Source organism: Serratia rhizosphaerae, from assembly GCF_009817885.1.
GTDB lineage: Bacteria > Pseudomonadota > Gammaproteobacteria > Enterobacterales > Enterobacteriaceae > Serratia_B > Serratia_B rhizosphaerae.
In genome coordinates this window covers 2,531,446-2,549,031 of sequence record NZ_CP041764.1, presented here as the reverse complement: position 1 = coordinate 2,549,031, position 17,586 = coordinate 2,531,446, and the positions used below count along the sequence as shown (strand labels likewise).

At 59.8% G+C, this 17,586-nt stretch carries 10 protein-coding genes, 1 pseudogene and 1 riboswitch; of the genes and pseudogenes, 7 read left to right on the top strand and 4 right to left on the bottom strand.

Annotated features, from left to right (window positions below):
- Positions 1-22: 22 nt before the first annotated feature.
- Entirely contained in the window at positions 23-430 is a 408-nt protein-coding gene (gene psiE, locus FO014_RS11885; RefSeq protein WP_105232847.1) for a phosphate-starvation-inducible protein PsiE, read from the bottom strand.
- A gap of 225 nt (positions 431-655) precedes the next feature.
- Between psiE and FO014_RS11880 the strand changes: the two genes are divergently transcribed.
- From FO014_RS11880 to FO014_RS11870, 3 genes and pseudogenes are all read left to right on the top strand, one after another.
- Complete coding sequence (locus FO014_RS11880; protein ID WP_160029665.1) at positions 656-2,092, top strand: capsule assembly Wzi family protein; 1,437 nt, start codon at positions 656-658, stop codon at positions 2,090-2,092.
- A gap of 143 nt (positions 2,093-2,235) precedes the next feature.
- Complete coding sequence (gene adhP, locus FO014_RS11875) at positions 2,236-3,249, top strand: alcohol dehydrogenase AdhP (RefSeq protein ID WP_160029664.1); 1,014 nt, start codon at positions 2,236-2,238, stop codon at positions 3,247-3,249.
- A 111-nt stretch (positions 3,250-3,360) separates the two neighbouring features.
- Positions 3,361-4,605: pseudogene (locus FO014_RS11870) on the top strand (IS3 family transposase).
- 21 nt (positions 4,606-4,626) lie between these two features.
- Here the strand turns inward: FO014_RS11870 and pgi are convergent.
- A complete protein-coding gene (pgi, locus tag FO014_RS11865; protein ID WP_160029663.1) occupies positions 4,627-6,273 on the bottom strand; it encodes a glucose-6-phosphate isomerase in 1,647 nt (548 codons plus the stop codon).
- 227 nt (positions 6,274-6,500) lie between these two features.
- On the opposite strand from pgi, the gene FO014_RS11860 reads away from it, so the two are divergent.
- From FO014_RS11860 to panS, 3 genes are all read left to right on the top strand, one after another.
- Positions 6,501-8,309, top strand: coding sequence for a cation:proton antiporter (locus tag FO014_RS11860; RefSeq protein ID WP_160029662.1), 1,809 nt, complete (start codon positions 6,501-6,503; stop codon positions 8,307-8,309).
- 51 nt (positions 8,310-8,360) lie between these two features.
- A riboswitch (Lysine riboswitch) is annotated at positions 8,361-8,556 on the top strand.
- 108 nt (positions 8,557-8,664) lie between these two features.
- Positions 8,665-10,032, top strand: coding sequence for a lysine-sensitive aspartokinase 3 (gene lysC, locus FO014_RS11855; RefSeq protein ID WP_160029661.1), 1,368 nt, complete (start codon positions 8,665-8,667; stop codon positions 10,030-10,032).
- A gap of 148 nt (positions 10,033-10,180) precedes the next feature.
- Positions 10,181-11,104 carry a ketopantoate/pantoate/pantothenate transporter PanS gene (gene panS, locus FO014_RS11850; protein WP_160029660.1) on the top strand — a complete coding sequence of 308 codons (924 nt, stop codon included), beginning with the start codon at positions 10,181-10,183 and terminating at the stop codon, positions 11,102-11,104.
- 69 nt (positions 11,105-11,173) lie between these two features.
- On the opposite strand, the gene FO014_RS11845 is transcribed toward panS, so the two are convergent.
- The gene (locus FO014_RS11845; protein ID WP_160029659.1) at positions 11,174-12,823 is read right to left on the bottom strand and encodes a Na/Pi cotransporter family protein; all 1,650 of its coding nucleotides are present in this window, start codon (positions 12,821-12,823) and stop codon (positions 11,174-11,176) included.
- 298 nt (positions 12,824-13,121) lie between these two features.
- On the opposite strand from FO014_RS11845, the gene FO014_RS11840 reads away from it, so the two are divergent.
- A complete protein-coding gene (locus FO014_RS11840) occupies positions 13,122-13,868 on the top strand; it encodes an SDR family oxidoreductase (protein WP_160029658.1) in 747 nt (248 codons plus the stop codon).
- A 10-nt stretch (positions 13,869-13,878) separates the two neighbouring features.
- On the opposite strand, the gene metH is transcribed toward FO014_RS11840, so the two are convergent.
- Positions 13,879-17,559: a methionine synthase gene (metH, locus tag FO014_RS11835; protein ID WP_160029657.1), complete on the bottom strand. Its 3,681-nt coding sequence runs from the start codon at positions 17,557-17,559 to the stop codon at positions 13,879-13,881.
- Positions 17,560-17,586: the final 27 nt, after the last annotated feature.

Here is a 17,586-nt window from a genome sequence, read left to right as displayed (position 1 = left end):
ACGGGACGCCTTTTTTAGGCCGCTATTCGCGCTTGAGCCGATCGGTATTGGCCAGATACAGCGTCGCCACCAGCAGCATAATCGCCCCGGCATAGATCAGCGTATCAAAGGGATTTTTATGATCGACGATGATCAGCCGGATAATCGCGGTAATGCCGATATAGATAAAATAGCGCAACGGGAAATGGTAACCCGACTCAAAATACTTAACAATCAAGGCAATAAATTCAAAATACAGGAAGTAAATCACAATGCCTTCAATCAGCAGATACGATGAAGACTCCTCATTGTTGATAAATAACACTTTCGCCAGATGAATGGTTTCCTTTACCAGAAACACCACCAGAATCGCCGCCAGCAGCAGCAGTCCGACGTTCAGTACCCGCTGTAAGCCTTTAGCAATTGCTATCGACCGTGACGTCTTTGCCATATTTCTCTCCAACCCGAACCTCAAAAGAATGAACCGCATCTAAATATAGGTATTATCTTAAAAATCACCCCAATGCCACCACGCAATATAAACCCATATATAACAATAAATTACAACCAACCCTCGCCGTTGGATATATTTGTAGCGAATTGAAATGTCATCTATCATGGGTCACAGAACTTTACATAAAATCTACAATTCCCTGACTCAGGAAAGGAACTTTTTATGCGCGCTAAACTCAACGGACTGGTCGCCGCAGGCTTGTTTACCTGTGCCTTGACCAGCCACGCCAGCGGTCTGGTCACTCCTGATAACGATCTGCGCAACGATCTGGCCTGGCTGTCCGATCGCGGCGTGATCAACGTCAGTCTGTCCACCTGGCCGCTCAGCCAGGAAGAGATCAATTCCGTACTGTCGCAGGCCAAACCGGTCACTAATACCGAAAAGAACGTGATTGACCGCGTTCAGCGTCGCGTCGGTGAACTGAAATCCAATATCCGCATCAGCGGTTACGCCTCCACCGATAAACCTGGCACCCCACAGGGCTTTGGCCAGAATGAGTATGCTGACGATCGTCTGACCGTCGGCGTCGGCGGCAGCGGCGAATACTGGGATGTGCGCCTGCAGGGTTCAGTGGAAGGCGACCAGCGCGTCAGCGATGGGTCCAAGTTTAATATGCAAGGTTCCTACGGCGCGCTAAAAGTCTGGAACCAGTGGATCTCCTTCGGCGAAGTTTCCCAGTGGTGGGGGCCGGGCTATGACGGCAGCCTGATCCGTTCCGACGCCGCGCGTCCGGTTACCGGCTTTATGATGCAGCGCGCCGATCAATCGCCGTTTGAAACGCCGTGGCTCTCCTGGATCGGCCGTTGGCAGTACCAGATTACCGCCGGCCAGCTGTCACAATACTCGTCCATACCGCACACCAAGCTGATTGGCGGCCGTTTCACCATGATGCCGACCGACTTTGTCGAACTGGGCGCCTCTCGCATCATGCAGTGGGGCGGCCAAGGACGTCCGGAGTCCTGGAGCTCGTTCTGGGACGGCTTTACCGGCAAGGATAACGATGACTCCGGCCAAGGTAACGATCCGGGCAACCAGCTGGCAGGCTTTGACTTCAAGCTGAAGATGCAGCCGCTGATCGGCCTGCCGGTCAGCCTGTACGGTCAGTTGATCGGCGAAGATGAAGCCGGCCTGCTGCCGTCGAAAAATACCTACCTGCTGGGCCTGGAAGGCCACCCTGAGTGGGGCCCGAACACCATCAACTGGTATATTGAAGGCGCCGACACCCGCGCAGACCGCGATCGTAAAGGCTATGTGTATAACCACTACACCTACCGCGGCGGTTACTACCAGCAGGGTTACCCGCTGGGTCACGCGATGGGCGGCGACGGCCAGATGCTGTCCGGCCGGGTAGAACTGGTGCTGGACGACGGTCAGCGCTGGAGCACCCGTTTAGTGTATGCCAAAGTTAACCCGCTGAATATGGCGATCAACCAGGCCTTCCCGCGCTCGGATACGCTGAAAGGCATTCAGCTGGGTTGGGGCTATGACTTCGATTCGCAGGTGAAATTCGATACCAGCCTGTGGTACACCGATAACAACAACAGCACCGCAGACGACGTTGGCGCCGGCATCAGCCTGGAAGTGCCAATCAATCTGTAATCGCTGACCCTACCCTCGTTACCATGCCGGCCGGTGCCTCACCGACCGGCATTTTTCTTTGCTCCGTTTTCTTTTGCTCATCCCCCATCACCACGCCGATTCTGCGCTATCTTTTAAGTTTGCGATCGTTCAGGAGACTCACAATGAAAGCTGCAGTTGTTAATCAGGATCACTCGGTCGGCGTCGTGGATAAACAGCTGCGCCCGCTGGAACACGGCGAAGCGCTGCTCAGTATGGAGTGCTGCGGCGTCTGCCATACCGATCTGCATGTCAAAAACGGTGATTTCGGCGATAAGACCGGCGTCATCCTCGGCCATGAAGGCATTGGCGTGGTAAAAGCGGTCGGTCCCGGCGTCAGTTCGTTGAAAGTTGGCGACCGCGCCAGCGTTGCCTGGTTCTACCAGGGCTGCGGGCACTGCGAATACTGTAACAGCGGCAACGAAACCCTGTGCCGCGAGGTGAAGAACGCCGGCTACAGCGTGGACGGCGGGATGGCGGAAGAGTGCATCGTGGTGGCCGACTATGCGGTAAAAGTGCCGGACGGGCTGGATCCGGCGGCTGCCAGCAGCATCACCTGCGCCGGCGTCACCACCTACAAGGCGGTGAAAATATCGGGCATTGCCCCCGGCCAGTGGATCGCCATTTACGGCCTGGGCGGCCTCGGCAACCTGGCGCTGCAGTATGCGAAAAACGTCTTTAACGCCAAGGTTATCGCCATCGACGTCAATGACGCACAGCTGAAATTCGCCAGCGAAATGGGCGCCGATTTGGTGATTAACTCCCGTACGGAAGACGCGGCACAGATTATCCAGGATAAAGTCCAGGGCGCGCACGCCGCGGTGGTGACTGCGGTAGCCAAGGCTGCATTCAATTCGGCGGTGGACGCCATGCGCGCCGGCGGCCGCATCGTTGCCGTCGGCCTGCCGCCGGAGTCGATGAGCCTGAATATCCCGCGGCTGGTGCTGGACGGCATTCAGGTGGTCGGTTCGCTGGTCGGCACCCGTGAAGATTTAAAAGAAGCGTTTCAATTCGCCGCCGAAGGCAAGGTAGTGCCCACCGTCACCAAACGTCCGGTGGAAGATATCAACGCCATTTTCCAGGAGATGGAACAGGGCAAGATTAAAGGCCGCATGGTGATCGATTTCCACGCTCGCTGATCCCGGCCGCCAACCGGCAATAAAAAACCCGCCGCGGCGGGTTTTTTATTATTCACATGACCCGTCCTAAATAGCGTTGACACATTTTACTCACGAACAGAGGAAAGTGTGATGAACCAGTATGTTAAACGCACGCAACGCGATTACCCTCTATCCTTTAAATTGGCCGTCGTCCAACAGGTCGAAAAAGGCGAGATGACTTACCGTCAGGCACAAGACCGCTACGGTATCCAGGGCAGTCATACCGTCATGAACTGGCTGCGTAAATATGGCCAACTCGACTGGCGTTCGTCCTCTTCAACCAGACTGTGCGGAGATGATATGCCCAAGTTACCCTGACTCCTGAACAGCGCATCAAAGAACTCGAACAGCAACTGGCTGAATCTGAAGTCAAAGCGCAGTTCTTTGAAGCCGTCGTAAAAGTGATGAATACCGAGTTCGGAGCTACCCTGACAAAAAAGCAGTTGGCTGCCTTATCGCGCAAACACAAGCGCCACGACTCACGGTAGCACGCGCCTGCCGGTGGATGGGTATCAGCCGGCAGGCATGGTATCAGTCCTTGCAACGTGAACGTGGAAGAGAAGAGCAAGCCCACCATATAGTGGAGCAGGTGACCGCTATCCGCTTACACCAGCCCCGACTGGGTACACGCAAGCTGCACCACTTACTGCGACAGCAGCCGGAAGCCCCCGTGCATGTGGGGCGAGACCGCCTGTTCCGGATACTGCGCTGCGCCCGTTTACTGGTGATGCCTAAACGGGCGTATCATAAGACAACGCACAGCCATCATCGTTTTTACCGTCATCCCAACTTGCTGAAAGCGGGAGAACATCAGGTTATAGCCAGCCGCCCGGAACAGGTGTGGGTAGCGGATATCACCTATCTGCCGCTGAAAACAGGAACGGCGTATATCAGTCTGATAACGGATGCGTGGTCGAGAAAAATCGTGGGGTATCATGTGCATGACAGCCTGCATACCCGGCATGTCGCCTGTGCGTTCAAAATGGCGCTGGCCAGCAGGCGCACCGCAGCTCCGTTGGTACATCACTCGGACCGGGGGATCCAGTACTGCTCGCAGGAATATCAGACGTTACACAAGCGACATGGCGTCACCTGTTCGATGACAGACGGGTATGACTGTTACCAGAATGCGCTGGCGGAGAGGATAAACGGGATACTGAAAACGGAATACCTGCTTGGCAAACCGAAAGACATCGTGCAGGCAAGAAAGATGGTCAGGCAGTCTGTGGAAATCTACAACGCACGGCGACCGCATCTGTCGCTACAATACAAAACGCCCGATGAGGTTCATCGGGCGTTATAAGGCTGAAAAGTGTCAACCTATATCAGGACTAGTCAACAGACCCAGGCCGAGCCTTAGCGCCATGTTTTAAAGCGGTTGATCAGGCCGTTGGTGGAGCTGTCGTGGCTGCTGACCTGCTCGCCGCCCGCCAGTTCCGGCAGAATGCGGTTAGCCAGCTGTTTGCCCAGCTCCACGCCCCACTGGTCGAAGGTGAAGATATTCAGGATCGCGCCTTGAGTGAAGATCTTGTGCTCATACAGCGCAATCAGGCTGCCCAGGCTGAACGGCGTGATCTCACGCAGCAAGATGGAGTTGGTCGGACGGTTGCCCTCGAACACTTTGAACGGCGCCACATGCTGCACCTCTTCCGGCTTTTTGCCCTGCGCGGCAAATTCCGCCTCAACGGTCTCCAGCGATTTGCCGAACGCCAGCGCTTCGGTCTGGGCGAAGAAGTTGGACAGCAGTTTGGCGTGATGGTCGCTCAGCGGGTTATGGCTGACCGCCGGCGCGATAAAGTCACAAGGAACCAGTTTGGTGCCCTGGTGAATCAGCTGGTAGAACGCATGCTGACCGTTGGTGCCCGGCTCGCCCCAGATGATTGGGCCGGTCTGGTAGTCCACCGGGTTGCCGTTGCGATCGACATACTTGCCGTTGGATTCCATATTGCCCTGCTGGAAGTAAGCGGCAAAACGGTGCATATACTGGTCATACGGCAGAATGGCTTCGGTTTCGGCGCCGAAGAAGTTGTTGTACCAGATGCCGATCAGCGCCAGCAGTACCGGCAGGTTCTGCTCCGCCGGCGTCTGCGCGAAGTGTTTATCCATCGCATGCGCGCCGCTCAGCAGCTGTTCGAAGTTGTCAAAGCCGATGGACAGCGCAATCGACAGGCCGATGGCGGACCACAGAGAGTAACGGCCGCCGACCCAGTCCCAGAATTCGAACATGTTGTCGGTGTCGATGCCGAACTCGCCGACCGCTTTGGCGTTGGTCGACAGCGCGGCGAAGTGTTTGGCCACGTGCTGGCGATCGCCCGCCGTCTGCAGGAACCAATCGCGCGCGCTGTGGGCGTTGGTCATGGTTTCCTGAGTGGTGAAGGTTTTGGAGGCCACCAGGAACAGGGTGGTTTCCGGGTTCAGCGGCTTCAGCGTTTCGGCGATATGGGTGCCGTCAACGTTGGAGACAAAGTGCATGTTCAGGTGGTTTTTATACGGGCGCAGCGCCTCGGTCACCATGTAAGGGCCCAGGTCAGAGCCGCCGATGCCGATGTTGACCACGTCGGTGATCGCTTTGCCGGTATAACCGGTCCATGCGCCGCCGATCACCCGTTCGCAGAACTGCTTCATCTTCGCCAGCACCGCGTTCACTTCCGGCATCACGTCTTTGCCGTCAACGATAATCGGCGTATTGCTGCGGTTGCGCAGCGCCACGTGCAGCACCGCACGATCTTCGGTGCGGTTGATTTTTTCGCCGGAGAACATGGCTTTGATCGCGCCCTGCAAATCCGTCTCTTGCGCCAGCGCCTGCAGCTTGGTCAGCGTCTCCGCGGTAATGCGGTTTTTGGAGTAATCCACCAGCATCTGGTCGTCGAAGGTGGCGGAGAACTTGGAGAAACGCTCGCTATCCTGGGCAAACAGATCGCCGATCTGTACGTCTTTCATTTGTTCAAAATGTTGCTGCAGGGCTTGCCAAGCAGCGGTTTGACTAGGATTGATATTTTTCATAGCAACGCTCTTATGCTTGAGAATGAATATGACGTGATTGTCCGATTGTAGCCTGTTAGAGCGTGATTATGATCTCTTTTCTTGCGATAGGCGCTAACTGTCAACGCATAGCCGCATCGTTTCAGCTTTTTCCCTATAATTGAGCTAACGGCCTGTTATCAGGCCGATCTGGTTGTCATCAAATTGTGTCATTGTTGACCATATCGTTGTTGAAAGGGATCGCTCTCATGGAACTCTCCGCCCCGTTGATGTTGGTGGTTATCGGCTTAAGCTCGCTGCTGGCGCAGTGGCTCGCCTGGTTATTACGCCTGCCGGCAATACTGCCGCTGTTGCTGTTCGGCATTATTTTAGGCCCGGTGGTGCATCTGGTGCAGCCGGACGGGCTATTCGGCGATCTGTTGTTTCCGCTGGTGTCGCTGTCAGTGGCGATCATCCTGTTTGAAGGCGCGCTGACGCTGCGGGTGGAGGAGATCCGCGGGCTGGGCGGCGTAGTGCGCAATCTGGTCACCGTCGGCATGCTGGCGACCTTCATGACCATCGGCGTCGCCTGCTGGTGGCTGTTGGACTTCCCGTCGGAGCTGGCGGCGCTGATCGGTGCGGTGACGGTGGTTACCGGCCCGACGGTGATCGCCCCGTTGATGCGCGTGGTGCGGCCGAACGCCAGGATTAACCAGGTGCTCCGTTGGGAAGGGATCGTGATCGATCCGGTCGGCGCCATCTTCACCCTGCTGGTGTTTGAATTTATCGTGCTGCAGCAGAACGCCGAATCCTATACCCATCTGTTCTGGACGCTCGGCGTCACCGCCGCCGTCGGGCTGATTGCCGGCGCGCTGTTCGGCTACCTGCTGGGCATTGCGCTGCGCCGCGTCTGGCTGCCGCGCTATCTGCAGAACCTGGCGGTGCTGGCGATTATGCTCACCGCTTTTGGCCTGTCCAACGCGCTGGCCGACGAATCCGGCCTGCTGACCGTGACGGTGATGGGCATTTGGCTGGCCAATATGCGCGACGTGGACACCAGCGATATTCTGGCCTTTAAGGAAGAGCTGTCGGCGATTCTGATTTCGGCGCTGTTTATTATTCTGGCCGCCCGGCTGGATATCAACGCGCTGTGGCAGATGGGCTGGCCGCTGCTGGTTTTGCTGCTGGTGGTGCAGTTTATCGCCCGCCCGCTGTGCATTGCGCTGTCAACCTGGCGCTCCAGCCTGCACTGGCGCGACCGCCTGCTGCTGTGCTGGATCGCGCCGCGCGGCATCGTGGCGGCGGCGGTCAGTTCGCTGTTTGCCCTGACCCTGCAGCGCAACGGTTATGCAGGCGCAGACCGGCTGGTGACGGTGGTGTTCGCCATTATTATCGGCACCGTGGTGCTGCAAAGCCTGACCAGCGGCATTATCGCCCGCTGGCTGCGGGTACAGCAGCAGAAACCGCGCGGCGTGCTGATTGTCGGCGCCAACGGCGTGGCGCGTACGCTGGCGCAGGCGCTGATGAAAATGAACGTGCCGGTGATGGTCACCGACAGCAGCTGGGAGTATTACCGTCAGGCGCGGATGGAGGGCATTCCCGCCTATTACGGCCATGCCTACTCGGAACATGCCGACAACACCCTCGATCTGAGCGACACCGCCCAGGTGCTGGCGTTGTCGCCCAACCGCCACCAAAACGCGCTGGCGGTGTACCATTTCGGCCATATTTTCGGCGACGACCACGTATTCGCCATCCGCTCCGGCGCACCGCTGAAGGGACGCGCCAACAGCACGGAAAGTTCCCGCTTCCGCCGCCATGAGATCCTGTTCAATCACGAGGCGACCTACGCCCGTCTGAGCAGCCTGATCGCCAAAGGCGCCGTCATCAAGGTGACCCGCCTCAACGACAACTTTGGCTGGCCGGAATACCTGGAGAAAAACCGCGGCGTTATTCCACTATTTTACCAGCGAGAAGACGGCAGTTTGCAACCGATCGGCGCGGGTTCTACGCCAACTATGCCCTGCACGCTGATTGCGCTGGTGCAAGATGAAAAACCCTCAACGCCCGGCCGTTGACAGCAGCGGTTAAACCGGCTATTCCTATCAGCCTACTTGCGCACCCGTGCGCAAGCCAGAAGAGGCGCGTCGCCCAGGTACAGTGTCGGAGGAGCCGTTATCCCATGACGGCACTGGAGGGGGAGCGACGCCGAGGTACGCCGCCCATTCGGCTAAGCGGCGTGTCGGCTACAGGGGCTGAATCCCCTGGGTTGTCACCAGGACTGTCCATGGCGGACGGTCGGCAAGGTGGGGCGCTTCTGGGTGTATCGTAGCAACCCCTACGTCTGCTCCCTGTTTACCGCTCTCCCCCGTGCCAAGGCTTATTAGCGATAGAGTCGTCAGATACGATATCCCTGACACGAGGTTTTTTTACATGAATCAAGCAGCACCCCAATCTTCCCCCGTGGTGGCCAAGTTCGGCGGCACCAGCGTCGCCGATTTTGAGGCCATGAACCGCAGCGCCGACGTGGTTCTGGGTAATCCTGACGTACGCCTGGTGGTGCTTTCCGCCTCCGCGGGCGTCACCAATCTGCTGGTGGCGCTGGCCGCTGGCAGCGAAAGCGAGCAGCGCAGCTATCAGCTCGACGAAATCCGCCGTATCCAATACGCCATTCTCGATCGCCTGGACAACCCCGCCGTCGTCCGCGAGGAGATCGACCGCATGCTGGAAAATATCGCCATGCTGTCGGACGCGGCCGCGCTGGCCACCTCCGCAGCGCTGACCGATGAGCTGGTCAGCCACGGCGAGCTGATGTCCACCCTGCTGTTTGTAGAGATTCTGCGCCAGCGTCAGGCGCAGGCCGAATGGTTCGACGTGCGCAAGGTGATGCATACCGATGACCACTTCGGCCGGGCGACGCCGGACGGCGCGGTGCTGAAAGAGCTGGCGCAGACGCTGCTGCAGCCGCGCCTGCAAACGTCGCTGGTGGTCACCCAGGGCTTTATCGGCAGCGAAGCGAAAGGCCGCACCACCACGCTGGGCCGCGGCGGCAGCGACTATACCGCCGCGCTGCTGGGCGAAGCGCTGAACCTCAGCCGGGTGGATATCTGGACCGACGTACCCGGCATTTACACCACCGATCCGCGCGTGGTGCCGGCTGCCAAACGTATCGATAAAATCGCCTTTGAAGAGGCGGCGGAGATGGCCACCTTCGGCGCCAAAGTGCTGCATCCGGCCACCCTGCTGCCGGCGGTGCGCAGCGATATTCCGGTATTTGTCGGCTCCAGCAAGGATCCGGCCGCCGGCGGCACGCTGGTGTGCAACACCACCGAAAACCCGCCGCTGTTCCGCGCGCTGGCGCTGCGCCGCAAACAAACGCTGCTGACGCTGCACAGCCTGAATATGCTGCACGCCCGCGGCTTCCTGGCGGAAGTGTTCAGCATTCTGGCGCGCCACAATATCTCGGTGGATCTGATCACCACCTCTGAAGTCAGCGTCGCGCTGACCATGGACACCACCGGCTCCACCTCCAGCGGCAGCAGCCTGCTGACCACCGCGCTGCTGACCGAACTCTCCTCTCTGTGCCGGGTGGAAGTAGAAGAAGACCTGGCGCTGATCGCGCTGATCGGCAATAAGCTGTCGCGCGCCTGCGGCGTCGGCAAAGAGGTGTTCGGCGTGATGGATCCGTTCAATATCCGCATGATTTGCTACGGCGCCAGCAACTACAACCTGTGCTTCCTGGTGCCGGGCAGCGATGCCGAGCAGGTGGTGCGCACCCTGCACCATAATCTGTTCGAATAAGCCATACTGACAGGCGGTGGGCGCTGCAGGCTGCGCCCACCGCCCGATCACCCTGCCTGCCGCATTCTGACTAAAAAAACACAACACAACACAACACAACACAACACAACAACCATCCGCGTTATTTGGCCCAAGGAAAACCCGAATCATGTTGGCAACCTTCACCCGATTATTCCCGCTGTGGGCGGTGCTGCTCTCCGTCGCCGCCTACTACACGCCCGCCACCTTTACCGGCATCAGCCCTTACGTCAGCCCGTTGCTGATGCTGATTATGTTCGCCATGGGCGTCACGCTGCGGCTGGACGATTTTAAACGCGTGCTGGCGCGCCCCGGACCGGTGGCGGCCGGCATCTTTCTGCACTATCTGATTATGCCGCTGGCGGCCTGGCTGCTGGCGATGCTGTTTCATATGCCGCCGGACCTGTCCGCCGGGATGGTGCTGGTCGGCAGCGTCGCCAGCGGCACCGCCTCCAACGTGATGATCTATCTGGCCAAGGGGGACGTGGCGCTGTCGGTGACCATCTCCGCCGTTTCCACCCTGGTTGGCGTGTTCGCCACGCCGCTGCTGACGCGCCTGTACGTTGACGCCGACATCAGCGTCGATATCGTCGGCATGCTGCTGAGCATTCTGCAGATCGTGGTGATCCCGATCGGCCTCGGCCTGATTGTCCATCATCTGTTCGGCAAAGTGGTCAAACGGCTTGAGCCGCTGCTGCCGCCGCTGTCGATGGTGTGTATTCTGGCGATCATCAGCGCCGTGGTGGCCGGCAGCCAAAGCCATATCGCCTCCGTCGGTCTGGTGGTGATTATCGCGGTGATTCTGCATAACGCCATCGGCCTGCTGAGCGGCTACTGGGGCGGCAAGCTGTTCGGCTTTGACGAGTCCACCTGCCGCACGCTGGCGATTGAGGTCGGCATGCAGAACTCAGGGCTGGCGGCGACGCTGGGTAAAATCTACTTTACGCCGCTGGCCGCCCTGCCGGGCGCGCTGTTCTCGGTATGGCACAACCTCTCCGGCTCGCTGCTGGCGGGTTATTGGTCCGGGCGGCCGATTAAGCCGGCGAAAAAATAATGCCGGCGCAAACGCCGGCATCATGTTGATAACGAACAGGGGCGCATTGGGGCCCCGTTTTTTTTGCCGCTATAGCGTTCTCGGCGTATCTTCCCAGTCGCGCTCATCATCACGCTCATCCTGATCCAGCACGTTGTACGCCACCGCGCAGAACAGCGAGTTCAGACGCTTCATATCCCCCAGCAACCCCAGATGCAGCGAACTGGTCTCAATACTCTGCACGTTCTGTTGGTGCAGACGATCGACGTGCGCGTGAGCATAACGCCGGTCCAGAATGCGGAAGCGGTGTTTGGAACGGCGCAGGCGTTTGGCGCTGGTGAGATCCGCCGACAGGAACACCGACAGGCTCAGGCGCAGGTTGGCCACCAGCCGCTCATGCAGCGCGTCCAGTTCCGCCAGCCCCTCCGGCGAGAACGCACGCCGCGCCGCGTGGGACTTGGCCGCGACATCGCCGGTCATCCGTTCGATGATGTCCCCGGCCTGCTCCAGGTTCAGCGCCATCTCGATAATCTCCGCCCAGCGGCGCGAGTCTTCCTCGCCCAGATCCTCTTTCTGAATTTGCGCCAGGTAGAGTTTTATCGCGGTGTACAGCACGTCGACATCGTCGTCCAGCCGACGCACCTCTTTGTCCTGCCCCAGTTTGCCATGCAGCACCTCGTGCTGCAGGATCAGCATATGCTCCACCACGTCGCCCATGCGCAGCGTTTCGCGCGCCGTATTGGCCAGCGCCAGCGACGGCGTATCCAGCGCGCTGCTGTCGAGGTGGCGCGGACGCAGGCGCGGGTCTTCTTCCGGCGCATCGGCGATCAACATGCGGCACAGCCGCGCCATCGGGTCGGCCAGCGGAATAAACAACAGGCAGCGGATCAGGTTGTAGAACACGTGGAAATAGATCACCAGCTCTTCGCCCTGCACCGGCAGCCTGGCCATCCAGTCCGCCAGATAGGAGACAAACGGCAGCAACAGCGCGCTACCCAGCAGCTTGAACAGCAGACTGCCCAGCGCCACGCGCCGTCCGGCCGCGTTCTGCCCGCTGCTGTTGATGCTCGCCAGCAGGCCGCTGCCGAGGTTGGCGCCGATCACCAGACACAGCGCCACCTTTAGCGAAATCACGCCGGAGGCGGTCAGCGTCGCGGTCAGCAGCACCGCCGCCAGGCTCGAATAGCTGATGATGGCAAACAGCGCGCCGGTCAGCGCGTCCAGCATCACGTCGCCGGTCAGGGAGGAAAACAGCACTTTGACGCCGGCCGCCTGGGTGATCGGCGTCGCCGCCGCCACAATCAGCTCCAGCGCCAGCACGATCAGGCCAAGGCCGATAAATACCCGCCCCACCTGCCCCACGCGCGTCTGCTTGCGGCTGAGGAACAAAATGACGCCGACGAAAATCAGCAGCGGCGACAGCCAGGAGAGATCGAAGGTCAGCACCCGCGCCATCAGTGCGGTGCCGACGTCGGCGCCCAGCATGATCACCAGCGCAGGCGCCAGCCCCACCAGCCCCTGGGCGACAAAGGAAGTGACCAGCAGCGCGGTGGCGTTGCTGCTCTGCACCAGCGCGGTGACGCCGATGCCGGAAGCGAACGCCAGCGGTTTTTTCTCCACGCTGTCGCTCAAGATGCGGCGCAGATTGGCGCCGTAAACCCGCATAATTCCGGTGCGCACGATGTGGGTGCCCCACACCAGCAACGCCACGGCGGAAAGCAGGTGAAGAAGGGTCAACACGGAAGGAACGCTCCCTTAACGTCCGGCAAGCTGGGCCATCCTGCCTGCCGGGCGTGAAAAAGGCAGGACAGCAAAACGGCAACGGGCCACATCGGCCAGGCGCTCAGCGCCCGGGCTCTCTGGCCCGAAAAAATGCTGCAACTTACCGTAATGTAACAGATTCGACGTGTAGATCAATTAACCAGCTCGGCTGCGCGCGGCGTGATTGCACTGGCGCAGCCGACGGCAAGCCCTTACTATCTGGCAGGATAAAGACGCGCTCATGAAGAGCAATGGCCACGAGAAACAAGGATGAAAGATGAGCAGACTGGAGCATAAAACCGCGCTGATCACCGGCGGCGCATCGGGCATCGGCCTGGCTATCGCCCAACGCTTTCTGGAAGAGCAGGCGCAGGTGATCATCACCGATATCGCCCCGCGCCGCGGGCAGCAGGCGCTGACGCAGCTTGCCGCCTACGGCGGGAGAATCCGCTATCTGCCCCACGACGTCACCAGCGAGAAGGAGTGGCAGACGGTATTCGAACAGCTGCGCCACTGGGCGCCGCGCCTGGATATTCTGGTCAATAACGCCGGCATCAGCCTGTACAAAAATATCGAGCAGACCTCCTACCGGGAGTGGAAAAAGATGCTGGCGGTCAATCTGGACGGCGTGTTCCTCGGTACCCGGCAGGGCATTATGGCGATGAAGGCGCACGGCGGCAGCATTATCAATATCAGCTCGATTGAAGGGCTGGTGGGCGACCCGAATCTACCAGCCTACAACGCCGCCAAAGGCGGCGTGCGCCTGCTGACCAAGTCCGCCGCGCTGCATGCCGCCCGCAGCCGCTACGGCATCCGCATTAACAGCATTCACCCCGGTTATATTCATACGCCGATGATCGGCAATGACCCGGAAATGCTGCGGCAGTTAACGGCGCTGCACCCGATCGGCCATCTGGGTGAGGCGCGGGATATCGCCAACGCGGCGTTGTTTCTGGCCAGCGACGAATCGGCATTCGCCACCGGCACAGAACTGGTGATTGACGGTGGCTACACCGCGCAATAGCCCGGCACGCTTAGTCGGCGTCGTACCCCAGGTTCGGCGCCAGCCAGCGCTCTACCTCGCTGACGCTCATGCCTTTACGCGCCGCGTAGTCTTCCACCTGATCGCGCTGGATTTGCGCCACCGCGAAATACTTGCTCTGCGGATGGCTGAAGTACCAGCCGGAGACCGATGCCCCCGGCCACATGGCGAACGATTCGGTCAGTTGCATGCCGGTATGGCGCTCCACGTCCAGCAACTGCCAGATCTGCGCTTTCTCGGTATGTTCCGGGCAGGCCGGGTAGCCCGGCGCCGGGCGAATCCCCTGATAGTTCTCGCGAATCAGCTCTTCGTTGCTCAGGCTTTCTTCCGCAGCGTAGCCCCAGTGCAGCTTGCGCACCTGTTCGTGCAGATATTCGGCGAACGCCTCCGCCAGGCGGTCCGACAGCGCCTTCACCATGATTTTATTGTAATCATCGTGCTGTGCGTCGTAGGCCGCCGCCAGCGCGTCCTCCTCCAGCCCGCCGGTGACGGCAAACGCGCCGAAGTAGTCCGCCTTGCCGCTGCTTTTCGGCGCGATAAAGTCCGCCAGGCAGTAGTTGGCAAAGTCGCTTTTCTCGGTCTGCTGACGCAGGTGACGGCTGACCGCCAGCAGCGCATCACGCTGCTCGTCGCGGTAGATTTCGATGTCGTCGCCGACGCGGTTGGCCGGGAACAGGCCGTACACGCCGCGCGGATTGAGACTGCCGGAAGCCGCCAGCACGTCGAGCATCTGGTTGGCGTCATGGAACAGCCGTTTGGCCTCGTCTCCCACCACCTCATCTTGCAGAATACGCGGGTATTTACCCGCCAGCGACCAGGTCATAAAGAACGGCGTCCAGTCGATATAAGGGCGTAGGGTGGCGATATCCGCCTGCGCCGGGAAAACGCCCAGTTGCTGCGGCACCGGCGGCGTGTAGCTTTCCCACTCCAGCCGGGTGGCGTTGTCGCGCGCCTGCTGCAGGCTGACCGGCGGCGTGCGCGGTTTTTTACGCGCGTGCTGAATACGCACGGTTTCATACTCTTTGCGCGTGCGGGCGACGAACTCGTCGCGCTGCGTCGCCGACAGCAGCGCCGCCACCACCCCGACGGTGCGCGAGGCGTTCTGCACATAGGTGGTCGGCCCGCTGTAGTTCTGCTCAATTTTCACCGCGGTATGCGCTTTGGAGGTGGTGGCGCCGCCGATCAACAGCGGCAGGGTAAAGCCCTGGCGCTCCATCTCTTTCGCCACGTTGACCATCTCATCCAGCGACGGGGTGATCAGGCCGGAGAGACCGATAATATCGACGTTCTCTTCGCGCGCGGTTTTCAGGATCTTGTCGGTCGGCACCATTACCCCGAGGTCGATAATCTCGTAGTTGTTGCACTGCAGCACCACGCCGACGATATTTTTGCCGATGTCATGCACATCGCCCTTCACCGTCGCCAGCAGCACTTTGCCCGCGGTGGTGCCCTGCTGCTTGCTGGCCTGAATATAAGGTTCAAGGTAGGCGACCGCCTGTTTCATCACGCGCGCCGACTTCACCACCTGCGGCAGGAACATTTTGCCCTCGCCAAACAGATCGCCCACCACGTTCATACCGGCCATCAGCGGCCCTTCAATCACTTCGATCGGCCGCTCCGCCTGCTGGCGCGCCTCCTCGGTATCCTGCTCGATAAATTCGGTAATGCCCTTCACCAACGCATATTCCAGCCGCTTCACCACCGGCCAGCCGCGCCACTCCGCCTGCTGAATATCGGCCTCTTTATCTTTGCTGCCGCGGTATTTTTCCGCCAGTGCCAGCAGCCGCTCGGTGCCGTCGTCGCGCCGGTTGAGGATCACATCCTCAACCGCCTCGCGCAGTTCGTCGGAGAGATCGTCATAAATCGCCAGCTGTCCGGCGTTGACGATGCCCATATCCATGCCGTTGCGGATCGCATGGTAGAGAAACACCGCGTGGATCGCTTCGCGCACCGGATCGTTGCCGCGGAAGGAGAATGAAACGTTGGAAACGCCGCCGGAGATCATTGCGTGCGGCAGATGGGTTTTGATGTCGCCGCAGGCTTCGATAAAGTCGACGGCATAGTTGTTATGCTCGTCGATGCCGGTCGCCACGGCGAAGATATTCGGGTCGAAAATGATGTCTTCCGGCGGGAAACCGACCTTTTCGGTCAGGATCTGGTAGGCACGCCGGCAGATGTCAAATTTGCGCTCGCGGGTGTCCGCCTGGCCGACTTCGTCGAATGCCATCACCACCACCGCCGCGCCGTAACGGCGCACCAGTTTGGCGTGGTGTATAAAGGCCTCTTCCCCTTCTTTCATCGAGATTGAGTTAACGATGCCCTTTCCCTGGATACACTGCAGCCCTTTCTCGATCACCTCCCATTTCGAGGAGTCGATCATGATCGGCACGCGGGCGATATCCGGTTCGCCGGCGATCAGGTTAAGGAAGCGCACCATCGCCGCTTCCGCGTCGAGCATCCCCTCATCCATATTGATATCGATAATCTGCGCGCCGCTTTCCACCTGCTGCAGCGCCACCTCCAGCGCCTCGGCGTATTTATCCTCTTTAATCAGCCGCTTGAAACGGGCCGAACCGGTGACGTTGGTGCGCTCGCCCACGTTGACGAACAGCGTGTCGGCGTCGATATTCAGCGGCTCCAGGCCAGACAGGCGGCAGGCCACCGGCAGCTGCGGCAGCTGACGCGGCGGCACGCCCTCAACCGCGTTGGCCATCGCGGCAATATGTTCCGGCGTGGTGCCGCAGCAGCCGCCGATAATGTTCAGAAAACCGGACTGCGCCCACTCGCCTACCTGGCTCGCCATCTCTTGCGCATCGAGATCGTATTCGCCGAAGGCGTTGGGCAGGCCGGCGTTCGGGTGTGCGGTGACGTAGCCTTCACAGATGCGCGACAGCTCCGCCACATACTGGCGCAGCTCATCCGGCCCCAGCGCGCAGTTAAGGCCGAAGGTCAGCGGCCTGACGTGGCGCAGCGAGTTGTAAAACGCTTCGGTGGTCTGCCCGGACAGGGTGCGGCCGGAGGCATCGGTAATGGTGCCGGAGATCATGATCGGCAGCGTGACGCCCAGCGCCTCAAACTCGCTTTCCACCGCAAACGCGGCGGCTTTGGCGTTCAGCGTATCGAAGATGGTTTCGATCATAATCAGATCGACGCCTCCCTCCACCAGCGCGCGGGTCGATTCGCGGTACGCTTCCACCAGCTGGTTGAAGGAGATATTGCGGAACGCCGGGTCGTTAACATCCGGCGAGATCGAGGCGGTGCGGTTGGTCGGGCCAAGTACGCCGGCCACGTAGCGCGGCTTGTCCGGCGTGCGCGCCGTCCATTCATCGGCGCAGCGGCGCGCCAGACGGGCGGCCTCACGGTTGATCTCGGCCGACAGCGATTCCATATGGTAGTCGGCCATCGCGATGGGGGTGGCGTTAAAGGTGTTGGTTTCGAGGATATCCGCGCCCGCTTCCAGGTAGCCGTGGTGGATCGCGCTGATAATTTCCGGCTGGGTCAGCACCAGCAGATCGTTATTGCCTTTCAGATCGCTCTGCCAGTCGGCAAAGCGCGCGCCGCGGTAATCCTGTTCTTCCAGCTTATAGCTCTGGATCATGGTGCCCATACCGCCGTCCAACACCAAAATACGCTGTTCAAGCTGCCGGCGCAGTTGTTCCACTCGATTCGTCACTGTAACCCCTTAATTCCCCGACCTTCT

Excerpts from the sequence above, each read along its gene's own strand:
- pgi (WP_160029663.1), bottom strand. The coding sequence starts at position 6,273 with ATGAAAAATATCAATCCTAGTCAAACCGCTGCTTGGCAAGCCCTGCAG.
- panS (WP_160029660.1), top strand. The coding sequence starts at position 10,181 with ATGTTGGCAACCTTCACCCGATTATTCCCGCTGTGGGCGGTGCTGCTC.
- lysC (WP_160029661.1), top strand. The coding sequence starts at position 8,665 with ATGAATCAAGCAGCACCCCAATCTTCCCCCGTGGTGGCCAAGTTCGGC.
- FO014_RS11840 (WP_160029658.1), top strand. The coding sequence starts at position 13,122 with ATGAGCAGACTGGAGCATAAAACCGCGCTGATCACCGGCGGCGCATCG.
- FO014_RS11860 (WP_160029662.1), top strand. The coding sequence starts at position 6,501 with ATGGAACTCTCCGCCCCGTTGATGTTGGTGGTTATCGGCTTAAGCTCG.
- adhP (WP_160029664.1), top strand. The coding sequence starts at position 2,236 with ATGAAAGCTGCAGTTGTTAATCAGGATCACTCGGTCGGCGTCGTGGAT.
- psiE (WP_105232847.1), bottom strand. The coding sequence starts at position 430 with ATGGCAAAGACGTCACGGTCGATAGCAATTGCTAAAGGCTTACAGCGG.
- FO014_RS11880 (WP_160029665.1), top strand. The coding sequence starts at position 656 with ATGCGCGCTAAACTCAACGGACTGGTCGCCGCAGGCTTGTTTACCTGT.